This window comes from Enterococcus sp. M190262 (assembly GCF_005843965.1).
Lineage (GTDB): Bacteria > Bacillota > Bacilli > Lactobacillales > Enterococcaceae > Enterococcus_D > Enterococcus_D gallinarum.
Window position 1 is genome coordinate 953,299 of sequence record NZ_CP040461.1, and the last position, 12,514, is coordinate 965,812.

Sequence of the window (12,514 nt, forward strand, 5' to 3'; positions counted from 1 at the left end):
ATAAAAAAAAGAAAAGAAAACTCGCTCTGATAAAAAAAGAAACATCTCAACCGCGTCTAGACGAGATGCTTCTTTTGGGTTATCATTTTTAAATCGATAATTTTGATTCAAACAGTGGACTAACAGGTTTATTCTCATGGATTCGTTTGATTGCTTCTCCCATCAATGCACTAACACTGATTTCGTCAATTTTTTCAGATTTACGATCTTCTGGCAAGAAAATTGAATCAGTAACTACTAAGTGCTCGATAGCTGAATCTTCGATCCGTTGCAAAGCAGGTCCTGATAAAACAGGATGAGTACATGAAGCATAAACACTTTTTGCACCAGCTTGTTTTAATGCGTTCGCTGCTAGAGTAATTGTTCCGGCCGTATCGATCATGTCGTCGATCAAGACACACGTTTTGCCTTCTACGTGACCAATGATATTCATTACTTCAGCAACATTTGCTTTTGGACGTCGTTTATCAATGATCGCAATTGGTGATTTCAAGAATTCTGCTAATTTACGCGCACGAGTCACTCCGCCGTGGTCTGGTGAAACGACTACAACGTCATCTCCTTGAATATCTCTTTCCAAGAAATAATTAGCAATCAATGGTGCACCCATCAAGTGATCTACAGGAATATCAAAAAAACCTTGGATTTGTGAAGCATGTAGATCTAAGGTAACCATACGATTTGCGCCAGCTTTTTCGATCATGTTCGCCACCAATTTAGCAGTGATTGGTTCGCGGGAACGAGCTTTACGGTCTTGTCTCGCATAACCATAGTAAGGCATCACTACATTGATTGTTTTCGCACTTGCACGTTTCAAGGCATCAATCATGATCAGTAGCTCCATTAGGTTATCGTTTACTGGACTGCTTGTGGATTGAATAACATAGACATGTGAACCACGGATACTTTCTTCAATGTTGACTTGAATCTCGCCATCGCTAAATTGGTTCACTGAACACTTACCTAATTCCACACCTACTGCAGCTGCGATTTTTTCAGCTAACGGACGATTAGAATTCAGCGAAAAAATCTTCAATCTTGGATCAAAATAATGATTTGACATGAGAACCTCCACTTTCTTTGCGTTCATCTGGCAAAAAGACTACTAGTTCACCAGAATCTTCTTCCTAGTAAATAGTAGTCATTTTTGCTAAATAAATCAAGTCATTTCGCAGTTTCTTCATTCAAATAAGGCAATTTTTTTGCATAGCCTTCTTTGTTTTCCTGCCTTGCTCGGGCAATCGCCATGCTATGTTTAGGAATATCTTTTGTGATTGTAGAGCCAGCAGCGATCATGGTTTCTTCCTCAATCTGCAATGGCGCCACTAAATTCGAACCAGAGCCGATAAAACAATTGTCTCCGACAACTGTCTTGAATTTATTTTTGCCATCATAATTTACAAAGACGACGCCGCAACCAACATTGATATTTTTCCCTAGCGTTGCATCTCCGACATAAGAGAGATGCCCTACTTTTGTTCCCTCACCGATCGTTGCATTTTTTATTTCTACGAAATTACCAATATGGGCTCTTTCTTTAATGTCTGCTTTTGGACGTAGATGTGCATTTGGTCCGACATCTGCCCCGTTGTAGATTCGACTTTCTTCCACCACAGATGCCTTGATCGTTACATCATCACCGATTTGACTGTCTATGATTTGAGAAGATGCAGTGATGACACAGTCTTCACCAATTTTCGTTGCACCTTTGATGACGACACCAGCTTCAATCAGTGTGTCTGCTCCAATTTCCACGCCATCATCAATATAAGTAGTATCAGGGTCAATCAATGTCACACCATTGCGCATATGCTGCTGATTGATACGCTTGCGCATCAAACGATTCGCTTCTGCCAGCGCTAATCGATCATTGACTCCTAACGACTCATTGAAATCATCCGTTTGATAAGCAGCTACAATCTTCCCTTCTGCTTTCAAGATCTCAATAATATCTGTTAGATAATATTCCCCTTGTGCATTATCGGTATCTAATTTTGCCAATGCATCAAATAATAATTCATTGTCAAAACAATACGTTCCCGTATTGATTTCTTGGATCATCGCCTCTTCCACAGAGGCATCTTTTTGTTCCACGATTTTTTCTACGACACCCATTTGATTGCGTACAATCCGACCATATCCGGTCGGATCTTCAGCTTGCGCAGTTAAAATCGTTGCTGAGGCTTTTTGTTCCTGATGGAACTCAAAAAGATTATTCAATGTCTCAGTCGTTAACAAAGGGGTGTCTCCACTGATTACTAACGTTGTTCCCCGTTTTTCTCTTAAGAAAGGCTCTGCTTGAACAACTGCATGGCCAGTTCCTAACTGTTCTGCTTGTAAAGCATACTCACTGCGGTCCCCTAATTGTTGCTTGACCATTTCTGCTCCATGTCCGACGATTGTTACGATTGCATCAGGTTCTGTCTCCACTACGCGATTCATGATATGTTCTACCATAGGTTTTCCGCAAACGGGATGCAAAACCTTGTATAACTTGGATTTCATTCTAGTACCTTTGCCTGCGGCAAGTATAATTGCAAAACGTGATTCCACGTGTTCCACTCCTATCGATTCCGACTGATTGATTTCTGTATATGTCCAGTTTAGCCCAACTAAGGATGGTTTTCAATATATAAGGAAAAACACAACTAGACCAATTAAAAAAGACTGATTCAAAATCAGTCTTTTGTTTCAAAATAATTCCCCGGTACGACCGAGATCGTTTTCGTCTGAGTATCAACGTCTTCAACAAACAGCAGCGAACTATAATCAGAAATAGCACGTTTTCCTTTAAATTTAGCTTCCGCAAAAACCGTGATGCCAACAAGTTCAGCTTCAAATTCTTCGATCAAGCTCTTCATACCGTTCACAGTGCCGCCGCCTTTCATAAAGTCATCTACGACTAAGACTTTGGAACCGCGTTTTAAGCTACGCTTTGATAATTCCATTTTCTCGATTCGTTCAGATGACCCAGAAACATAATTCACGCTGACTGTTGACCCTTCCGTAATTTTAGAATCTCGCCGAACGATCACAAAGGGAACATTTAAATAATAAGATACCGCTTGTGCGATTGGCACTCCTTTAGTAGCAACAGTCATGACTGCATCAATTTGTTTATCCAGATACTTCGAAGCAATGATACGGCCTACTTGCCGCAGTAGCTCAGGTTCTCCAAGCAAATCCGAGAGATAAACGTAACCACCAGGCAGCAGTCGATCTTGCTCAGAAAGGCGTTCCGCTAACCCTTCAACATAGGCATAGGCTTCTTCTTTTGAAATCTCAGGCACAAAAAAAACACCGCCAGCTGCACCTGGAATTGTATCGAGAGTTCCCGTACCACGTTCTTTGAAGGTCTTTTTGATAATCGCTAGATCTTCACTGATCGATGATTTAGCAGAAGCATAGCGTTTTGAAAAAAATGACAATGAAATCAATTCATGCGGATGATTCAATAAATAATGTGTCATATCTATCAATCGTTCACTTCGACGAATTTTCACACATGCCCACTCCTTTAATTTATTCGTCTTATTATAAGGCTTTTTGCGTATAAATGCGAGCATTATCTTGAAAATCTAAAGAATTGTTCGCTTTTCATTCAATCAAAGAAAAAAAGAAACGAAAAATTTTCGTTTCTTATCGTTTTAACCGTTGTTTTCGTTGGAAAAGAATGACAATACGCTTGACCACATTGATGACTAAAAACAAACCGATAAATACTAATGTGATCGTAGCGCCTGGAGGTGTATCGAGATAAAAAGAGCTAGTCAATCCCGACAGCATACCGAATAGACCAATCAAGACACTGATCAAAATCACCGCATTAAAACTCTTGCCTAAACGCATACTGATTGCAGCTGGCAATACCATAATCGCAGAAATCAGTAACGCACCAGCGATGGGAATCATCATAGCGATAGCAATCCCTGTCAAAACATTAAAAAGCATCGACATTATCCGCACTGGCAAACGGTCTACATGAGCCGTATCCTCGTCAAAAGTCAGGACATACATCGGACGTTTGAATAGAAAGAAGAGAACGAATACAGCTAAAAATAAAAAGCCTAGAAACCAAACTTGATCCTGAGTAATGGTCACGATGGAACCAAAGAGATAGGATTGGATACTGGTCGCTGAGTTTCCTCCACTCAGATTCATAAGGACCAATGCTAATGCCAAACCGCCTGACATCAAAATCGCAATTGAGATCTCTGAATAACTCCGATAAAGTGTTCGTAAATATTCCAAAATGACCGCGGCGATGATTACGATTAATAAGGTCGTGAGATCTGGATTCAAATTAAGAAAAAAGCCTAATGCTACACCAGCTAATGAAACATGTGAGAGTGTATCGGCCATCAAAGACTGTCTTCGGATCACAAGAAACACACCTAGCATCGGTGCGATTCCGGCAATAAAAATTGCAGCCAAAAAAGCACGCCTCATGAATTCATATGAAAGCAACGCCATGGTGAATCCTCCTTTCGAACCAACCGAATTTGTCGATCCGCATACTCCTTAATATCTTCGTGATCGTGGGTGATCATCAAAATCGATTTCCCATGATCGTGTGCATTGTGACGCAGTAATTCATAAAATAAATTTCGTGATTGCTCATCCATCCCTGTCGTTGGTTCATCCAAAATAAATAAATCTGGATCAGTCGCAAAGATACGTGCTAAACTGATTCTCTGTTTTTGCCCTCCGGACAGTTCGCCAATCCGTTTTTTGCGCATTTCCCACATACCTACTGCATCCAATGCTCGCCGAACATGTTCATGATCCCGCTTTGTCAGCTTCTTAAACCATCGGTCTTTCGGATAACGGCCAGATTGGACCAATTCTAAGACTGTACTTGGAAAGCCTACATTGAACGAGGCAATCTGTTGTGGAATATAGCCTACACTTAGCTTTTGTCCTTCTCTGTTTTTGGTAGCCAGTATTACTTCTCCCTTTGATGGTTTCAACAACCCTAATGTTGCTTTAATCAAGGTAGATTTTGCAGCCCCATTTTCTCCTGTTAGAATGACGAATTCCCCATCTTCAACAAAATAAGAGATATCCTCTAATACAGGCTCATCATCATAATAAAACGTTAGTCCTTTTACATCGATATAACGCACAGATGTGCCTCCTTACTTGATACTTTTTTGTAAAGCTTGCAGATTTTCCTTCATTACTGTGAGATATGTTTCTCCATCACTAATCTGTTTTTCCGTCAAACTTTCTAACGGATTCAATACAGCCAATTCAACCCCAGTCTCATTCGCTAAAGTTTCCGCGACTTTAGAAGAAGCATTTTCTTCAAAATAGATAACTTTGACTTGATGATCCTCAACATATTCTTTTAGCTCTGCTAACCGACTAGGAGTTGGTTCTTGATCTGGAGATAATCCAGCAATCGATTCTTGGACTAGATCATATTGTTTTGCCAAATATCCAAAAGCGGCATGTTGTGTGACAAATGTTCGATTGACCGCATCTTTCAAAGCAGCAGTGTACTCTTGATCCAATGCGTTTAATTGCTCAATATAAGCAGCGGCATTCTTTTTAAATGTAGCTGCTTTCGTTGGAAATTTCTCGCTTAACTGATCTCGAATCGTTTCAACTTCTTTGATTGCCATTACTGGATCTGTCCACACATGCGGATCTAATTCATGATGGGCGTCTGTCCCATGTTCTGCTTCTGCTTCCGTTTCTCCATGGTCTTCATTTTCAGCTAAATCAATCTCTTTGGCCGCTTCGATCACAACTGTTTTGTCAGTATCGATCGAATCTGTCATTGTTGGCACCCATGTTTCCAATTCCGGACTATTGTACACAAAAGCATCTGCATCCATAATTTTTGCCATATCTTTCGCACTAGGTTCATAATCATGGGGTTCTGTGCCCGCCGGTATAAGCAAAGATACTTTACCTGTATCTCCAACAACCTCTTTGGTAAACTCATACATTGGATAAAAAGTCGTAATAACCTGCAAATCCTGACTTTCTTCTGCGACTTGTTCTGATCCTTTTCCGCAAGCCCCTAATAAAACAGTACTGGTAAGCAAAAATAGAGCTAGTAATTTTTTCATGATGATTCCTCTTTTCTTATTAAAACGGAACTAATCCGATTTATCAGCAAAAATTACTCTACCAAAGGAAACCTCATTCGTCAAGACAAATCGTATGTTTTCCGATTTAGAGCGTTCCTCTGCCAGTAAATCGGAAAACATGGGAAAATTGATTCATATATCCGCTAAGCAAAAAACAGATGTCACATTTTTTGAATGTGTGCATCTGCTTTTTAATTTGTCCTTTTGTTTCCTACTATTTTAATGTGCGAACTAGATAAACCTCTTCACAAAAACCTTTTAAAGCATTATACACTCGCTGAGCCCGTGAGTATTTCTGGCACAAGGCAAAAACAGTCGGTCCACTTCCAGTCATCAGTGCCACATCCGCACCATATTTCATCATTCGTTCCTTGATTTGTTGTACGACTGGATGCTTAGGAATCGTGATCGATTCCAAACTATTTCCCATTGCAGCAATCATTCGTTGATAATCTTCAGCAAGAATTGCATCAGAAAGTTCTTGAATATCTGGATGATGCAACTGATCTAGATCAACTTCTTGAAAAATTTTACCTGTTGAAACACTTAGTCGGGGCTTGACTAAGACCACCCAGCACTGCGGCATCGGGCGCAACGGCGTGACTTTCTCTCCTTTACCAGAGATGAACGCAGTCGTTCCATAAATGCAATAAGGGACATCAGTACCTACTTCCATTCCTATATCGATCAATTCCGGCATCGTCAGACCTAATTGCCATAAGCGGTCCATCCCCCTTAGCGCTGCTGCACAATCTGTACTGCCACCGCCAAGGCCTGCTGCTACAGGGATATTTTTCGTGATCCGAATCAAGATACCTTTATTGATACCATAGCGTTTTTTGACAATACTGGCTGCTTGATATACATTATTGCGTTTATCGATCGGCAAGAAGGCCTTATTGGTTTCGATAATGATTTTATCTTCTTCTAGCTCTTCCATTATCAGACGGTCGGCTAGATCAACACTGGACATCACCATTTCCAATTCATGGTAACCGTCTGCTCGCTTACCCAAAACATCAAGTCCTAGATTTATCTTAGCAGGCGCTTTTTCAATAATTTCCATCTTATTCACCCAATCATCTGATAGTTAACTAGTTCTATCATAGCAGATTCTTTAGAGATAGTTGAGATATTTCTCCTGTTTTTGATCTTTATCAGCTTTTGGGTTGCTCTTTGAAATCGTTCCTCGTAAAATAAGAGTAACAAATTTGATCAAGAAGGCAGGGGAAATTATGGCAAATCTAATTCCTAGAGATCTACCTGGTGGAGAAGAACTATTAGGCAAATTGATGAACAGTTTCTGGCAAGAACGACAAATGAATACAGATATTAAAGAATATGAAGATCATTATGTAGTCAAAGCTGATCTTCCTGGTATAAAAAAAGAAAATATCCGTGTTAGTTTCGTGAATGATACTCTAACAATTTCTGCTTCCCAAATTGAAGAAAGCGAAGAGAAAGATGATCTTGGTCACTACTTGCGTAAAGAACGATCTAGCAGTGCTTATCAACGTGCATTCACTATACCTGACATTGATGAAGAAGCGATCAAAGCACGGTTCGAAGATGGGGTCCTTTCCTTGAATTTACCAAAGGCAAGTTACAAAGACGCGCCAGGTAAGCATATTCCAATCGAATAATTGAATTATCGCAAAAAGTAAAAAAGACTTCAGAAATATCAGTTTCTGAAGTCTTTTTTTTGTATTTCTACCTTGCCTTACCAGTTTGACGATAAGCTTGTCGAGTTGTTGCTGTGGGTATTTCTTCTTTTTTGACATAAAGCTTCAAACTATAAGGTTCATGATATTTTACATCATTTTTGACAAAATCTCCGCCAGTAATGAACAACCCAACTGGTTCCAAAGCTTTTTCCCCGTTCCAATGAATACGGCCAATTGTTGTTAAGTCACTATAGCTCGTACCAATTTGCAACGAGTATTCAGAATCTGACCGTTGTTTGACAAAGTAGTAGGGATAAAGGGTATTTTTAGGAATCACAAATCCTTGTGCGATAGCATTCGTTGCTAATTCATCTTTTGAAATGAGTTTCTGTAAATAGTCAGCCAATACCAGTTGATAGTCTTCTTCAAAATCAATAACTGCTTTCTCTGTTGATAAACGATCGATTTGTGTGGTGCTAATTTTTTCTCCTTCAATATTGAATACTTCATCAGGTAAATACTTCACAAAAAGCTGAGTAATATCTACCTTAAGATTTTTATCAAAAAAGTAATAAAAAATATTTAGAACCCAGAAATAGAGCAACACGCAGAATCCTATCCCGTATAAAGCCATCTGTAAATAATTTTGATTGAGATAGAGACCATAAACAATACGCAGAATATAAGCCGTTGGAATCAAACTAAGTAATGTATAGGCCCGATTCAAGTATTTAGGACTAATATCCAGATAACCTAAGAACTTATGAATCCCATTGATCATATCTAATAAAAAAGTCATTTATTCACCTACTCATTTTCTTGATCCTCATTGATGACTGCTTCTTGGTCAGCCGCATTCTGATCCTGACTTGACGGCGTCGTTTCCTCGCTTTGCCCGTTCTCTGAAGAAGGGACATCTGTAGCTGGTGGTGTAGAGCTATCCTCTATCGAAGATGAAGGAACAGTTCGCTGATTATTTGTTGTGGAAGATGTAGTGCCTCCATGATCTTCAGCTGATGTTGAAGGTTCTGTGCTTTCAGACACAGGTTGACTGTCTACCGATTGCGAGTGACTAACATCGCTGGTTTCGGTCGTTTCAGTAATCTCAGTCGAGTGACTAGTTCCATTTGACTGCCGATAGCTACTGGAATTCACAACACCAGTTGCAGTAGCGATGATGGTTGAAATGGTCAAGAGAGCAATTGGTTTCAAAATAGGAGGTACTTTTCGCATAATTTTCCATCCTTGTCTTGATTCTTATCTTTTTTGCACTCATTGAGTACTTACTTTCTTTATAGTTCTTTCCTTGGAAATGGTCAAGACTACGAAGGATTAACGGAACAGATTTAAAAAAAAGTAAAAATGTTTTCGGTTACAAACAAAAACTAGCTTCTGCTAGGCTCTAAATAAGAAATTCGTAAAACTTTTGTACAGAACGAGTTAACGCAGAGTGATAATCCACTATCAGCTCTTTTAATAAGATCGATTCTTGTAGCTCAAATGGCTCAGTCAATTCTAAAGTGATCCGAGCACCGTCGATGAAATAAGCATAGGACAGTTCATCATCAGACAATTCGGCTAGTTGATTGCTCCACTCTTCGAAGAATTTCTCCGCGAGCACATCTCCAACTTCCTCAAGAACAGGTTGGAGAGTCTCTTCTACTTGATAAAAAGGTCGTGACAAAATAGATGCCGTTGTCTTTGAGTGGGTTGTATTTTGAAAATCCAAATAAAGCAAGTCAATGTAGTCTTCTTCTTCACCTGTTTCTTCCAGCCATAGAATGCCTTGCTTGACCAATGAGACACATGTAGATTCTACTTCCTTTGATAATTCTATAGTAGCATCTTTGAACCTCAGATTCTTTTCGACTATTTGCTCTTCACCCATAAATTGCAAGACAGCTTTTTCAAAAACGAGCGGCTCATCTGTAATAAATAATTGAATTGTTGCCATTTTTTTCTCTCTTTCTTTTTTATCTAATTTATTTTTGCTCTAAACAGATTATTTGTCAGCGGTATGAATCTTCGTTAGCATAGAAATTGAAGATGAATAAAAGTTAATTTTTAAGGAGGAGATTTGATGAGTAAAATTGCCACTATCATTACCGATCTAGTTGAAGATATTGAAGTAACCTCACCAAAAGAAGCACTGGAAAATGCTGGACATGAAGTTGTCATTATCAGTAATGAAGGCGTGGACACTGTCACAGGAAAAAAAGGAACCACTTTTGCAGTTGACGCGTCTATTGATACAATCAATTTTTCCGATTTTGATGCTTTGTTGATTCCTGGTGGCTTTTCTCCAGACCAATTACGTACAGATGAACGCTATGTCACTTTGACCAAAGAGTTTCTGACATCTGAAAAACCAGTTTTTGCTATCTGTCATGGACCTCAACTCTTTATTCAAACCGGATTGACAAAAGAATTAACATTGACTGGCTATGATTCCATTCGTCCAGATTTAACATATGCAGGTGCTACTGTCAAAGATGAGCCTGTGGTGATTGACGACACGTATCATTTGATCACTAGTCGTAATCCTGATGATTTGGATGCATTTAATCAAGCCATTACAACAGCACTTGAAGGCAACAAATAAAGCCTAAATTTTAAACGAAGAACTCACAAATAGGGTGTACGAATATCGTACTCCCTATTTTTCTATCCTTTAGCGATTTTACCTGCTGTTTTTGTTCGCAAGTTCTTTTTATTAATATTTCTATTCATCCATAGAAATGTCAAAACCATCAAATGTCTCACCATCATAATATTTAAGTAATTCATCGAGTGATAGCAAAGAAGAAGTCATCTCCTCTTCTTCCGTTTGTTGGTGTTTTTCCCAATAGATCTGATAGGCTTCCGCCAATTGTCGATAGACATCTTTCCGTGAACCACCTTCTGCCTGCAGCATTGGCAATTCTCGAATAAACGCACTATAACAAGGACGACCATCTTGCCAACTGATAGGTAATTCAATCACATGTAGTTGGGCTTCTTCAAACCATCTCTCCATCCCGATCCCTCATTTCTCCCTTTATTATCACGTGAATGATTCAGAAGGTCAAACTTCCTGCCAAAATAGACTAAAAAACACTGGCTACCGATGGCTTATCCATGATTTGGAATAGCAATCGGCAGCCAATGATCATGCAGCTACATAAGCATATTTTTCAATGTTTTGTTTGATCTTCTCAATGATTCTCTGATCCTCTACACCTGTGACTTCTGTGATTACTTGAGAAAGATTAGCTGCTTCCAGTAACTCTCTCAATTGTTGACTTTGCTCGTCCTCAGGATCATGATAGTTGAAAATCATACCAATCGTTTCATAGAGATGGAACGGTTGCACATTTCTCATTTGCAATTCAAGGACGGGGCGGATAAATCGTTCTTGTGCGCTTAATTTTCGCAAAGGGGTGCGGGCTACTCGAGCAATAGCATCCGAAATGTAGTTATTTTTGAATCGTTGAATAATTTTTTCAATATACTGTTCATGTTCATCAGGATCAAAATCCCATTTGGCGACTAAAAGTTGACCAGTTTCTTCTAGAACGGATTTCAGCTGAATCACAACTAGATGGTCACGCATGGCTTCATCGATGGTCTCATAGCCTTGTAGAGCTCCTGTATAAGCTACTGTAGCATGACCTGTGTTCACACTAAACAATTTACGCTCGATATAAGGTTTCAGATCTGGTACGTATTGTACGCCTTGTAGACGAAGTACTGATTTCATTGCTGTTTCTTGAACTACCCACTCACAAAATGGTTCTACTTGAACCAACAAAGGATCATCATGTTGTTGCATCGGAACAATGCGATCCACTGCTGCATCTGGAAAACCAACACTATTCTCCAGGTAAGCGAGTTGTTGGCTATACTTTTCTACTTCCTCTTTTAGAAAAGTGGATCCACCGATCATATTTTCGCAAGCGATGACATCAATTGCTTGCTCCTTTTTCTTGATTGCTCGCTGATCCAGCCCTTTTGCAATGAGCGGTGCAATGCGAGGCAATACTGCAGGACCAATGGCAGTGGTTAAAATATCGGCTTCGACAATTGCTTGAACAACCGCATCCGGTTCTTTTGCGTTATTGATTCCTGTCACGTGTTCAATAAAAATCTGTTCGCGGTTCTCATCTGCTAATTCAATTGTATAGGATTTACGTTGCTGAAGCGCAGCAATAATCGTTTCATTTACATCAACAAAGGTTATTTCAAAACCGTTTGCTGCCAAAATCTCTCCGATAAACCCTCGACCAATATTCCCTGCACCAAAATGAACTGCTCTCATCTTTTTCCCCTCCTATGCCACTGTTAGATTAGCGGCGACTTCTTCTTTGCTCAAAGCATCCGCTAATTCGACCACATTATCGATATCGCTACAGAAGAGAGCGATTTGTTGTACCAACTGCAAATGATCTTCACCTATTCCAGCAATGCCAAATAATACCGTAACGATTTTTTCATCCTCATCTGTCCCGAAATTTACGCCTTCAGGCACTTGAACAATGCAGATACCAGATTTTTTGACATATTTTTTTGCTTCATCTGTCCCGTGTGGTATAGCTATGAAATTCCCCATGTAGACAGATAACATTGCATCTCGTTCGATCATAGCGTTGACGTATTCCGGATCAACATATCCGGCCTCAACAAGTTTTTTCCCACAATAACGAATTGCTTCTTCTTTGTTCGCAAACTGTTGATTCAGCTCAATCATTTCTTTTTCTAATAGTTTCATTT

General features: G+C 39.5%; 15 protein-coding genes. 2 read left to right on the plus strand and 13 right to left on the minus strand.

The window, feature by feature from the left end:
* Positions 1–88: 88 nt before the first annotated feature.
* From FE005_RS04365 to ispE, 7 genes are all read right to left on the minus strand, one after another.
* Positions 89–1,063, minus strand: a complete 975-nt coding sequence (locus tag FE005_RS04365; protein WP_003128833.1) for a ribose-phosphate diphosphokinase — start codon at positions 1,061–1,063, stop codon at positions 89–91.
* 101 nt (positions 1,064–1,164) lie between these two features.
* Positions 1,165–2,553: a bifunctional UDP-N-acetylglucosamine diphosphorylase/glucosamine-1-phosphate N-acetyltransferase GlmU gene (gene glmU / locus FE005_RS04370; protein WP_003128832.1), complete on the minus strand. Its 1,389-nt coding sequence runs from the start codon at positions 2,551–2,553 to the stop codon at positions 1,165–1,167.
* Between the two features lie 125 nt (positions 2,554–2,678).
* Positions 2,679–3,503, minus strand: a complete 825-nt coding sequence (gene purR / locus FE005_RS04375) for a pur operon repressor (RefSeq protein WP_003128831.1) — start codon at positions 3,501–3,503, stop codon at positions 2,679–2,681.
* Positions 3,504–3,639: 136 nt separating this feature from the next.
* Positions 3,640–4,473 carry a metal ABC transporter permease gene (locus FE005_RS04380; protein WP_003128830.1) on the minus strand — a complete coding sequence of 278 codons (834 nt, stop codon included), beginning with the start codon at positions 4,471–4,473 and terminating at the stop codon, positions 3,640–3,642.
* The gene (locus FE005_RS04385) at positions 4,446–5,126 is read right to left on the minus strand and encodes a metal ABC transporter ATP-binding protein (protein WP_003128829.1); all 681 of its coding nucleotides are present in this window, start codon (positions 5,124–5,126) and stop codon (positions 4,446–4,448) included. The genes FE005_RS04380 and FE005_RS04385 overlap by 28 nt, the downstream gene beginning before the upstream one ends.
* Before the next feature lie 12 nt (positions 5,127–5,138).
* Entirely contained in the window at positions 5,139–6,080 is a 942-nt protein-coding gene (locus tag FE005_RS04390) for a metal ABC transporter substrate-binding protein (protein WP_138371384.1), read from the minus strand.
* A gap of 235 nt (positions 6,081–6,315) precedes the next feature.
* On the minus strand, positions 6,316–7,167 hold the full coding sequence (gene ispE / locus FE005_RS04395) for a 4-(cytidine 5'-diphospho)-2-C-methyl-D-erythritol kinase (protein WP_003128827.1): 852 nt from the start codon (positions 7,165–7,167) through the stop codon (positions 6,316–6,318).
* Positions 7,168–7,336: 169 nt separating this feature from the next.
* On the opposite strand from ispE, the gene FE005_RS04400 reads away from it, so the two are divergent.
* Positions 7,337–7,744 (plus strand): Hsp20/alpha crystallin family protein, encoded by a 408-nt coding sequence (locus tag FE005_RS04400; protein ID WP_005469744.1) that lies wholly within the window; start codon positions 7,337–7,339, stop codon positions 7,742–7,744.
* Between the two features lie 67 nt (positions 7,745–7,811).
* Here the strand turns inward: FE005_RS04400 and FE005_RS04405 are convergent, their stop codons facing one another.
* From FE005_RS04405 to FE005_RS04415, 3 genes are all read right to left on the minus strand, one after another.
* The gene (locus FE005_RS04405) at positions 7,812–8,564 is read right to left on the minus strand and encodes a DUF6681 family protein (RefSeq protein WP_003128824.1); all 753 of its coding nucleotides are present in this window, start codon (positions 8,562–8,564) and stop codon (positions 7,812–7,814) included.
* Positions 8,565–8,572: 8 nt separating this feature from the next.
* Positions 8,573–8,998: a hypothetical protein gene (locus FE005_RS04410; RefSeq protein ID WP_003128822.1), complete on the minus strand. Its 426-nt coding sequence runs from the start codon at positions 8,996–8,998 to the stop codon at positions 8,573–8,575.
* A gap of 169 nt (positions 8,999–9,167) precedes the next feature.
* Positions 9,168–9,719, minus strand: coding sequence for a hypothetical protein (locus FE005_RS04415; protein WP_005469738.1), 552 nt, complete (start codon positions 9,717–9,719; stop codon positions 9,168–9,170).
* A 126-nt stretch (positions 9,720–9,845) separates the two neighbouring features.
* Here FE005_RS04415 and FE005_RS04420 point away from each other — a divergent pair, with 126 nt between their 5' ends.
* The gene (locus tag FE005_RS04420; protein ID WP_113849007.1) at positions 9,846–10,367 is read left to right on the plus strand and encodes a type 1 glutamine amidotransferase domain-containing protein; all 522 of its coding nucleotides are present in this window, start codon (positions 9,846–9,848) and stop codon (positions 10,365–10,367) included.
* Positions 10,368–10,487: 120 nt separating this feature from the next.
* Here the strand turns inward: FE005_RS04420 and FE005_RS04425 are convergent, their stop codons facing one another.
* The 3 genes from FE005_RS04425 to FE005_RS04435 form a co-directional block, all read right to left on the minus strand.
* Positions 10,488–10,781, minus strand: a complete 294-nt coding sequence (locus tag FE005_RS04425) for a hypothetical protein (protein WP_005469722.1) — start codon at positions 10,779–10,781, stop codon at positions 10,488–10,490.
* 132 nt (positions 10,782–10,913) lie between these two features.
* Entirely contained in the window at positions 10,914–12,062 is a 1,149-nt protein-coding gene (locus FE005_RS04430; protein ID WP_003128816.1) for a mannitol-1-phosphate 5-dehydrogenase, read from the minus strand.
* Positions 12,063–12,074: 12 nt separating this feature from the next.
* The gene (locus tag FE005_RS04435) at positions 12,075–12,512 is read right to left on the minus strand and encodes a PTS sugar transporter subunit IIA (RefSeq protein ID WP_003128815.1); all 438 of its coding nucleotides are present in this window, start codon (positions 12,510–12,512) and stop codon (positions 12,075–12,077) included.
* Positions 12,513–12,514: the final 2 nt, after the last annotated feature.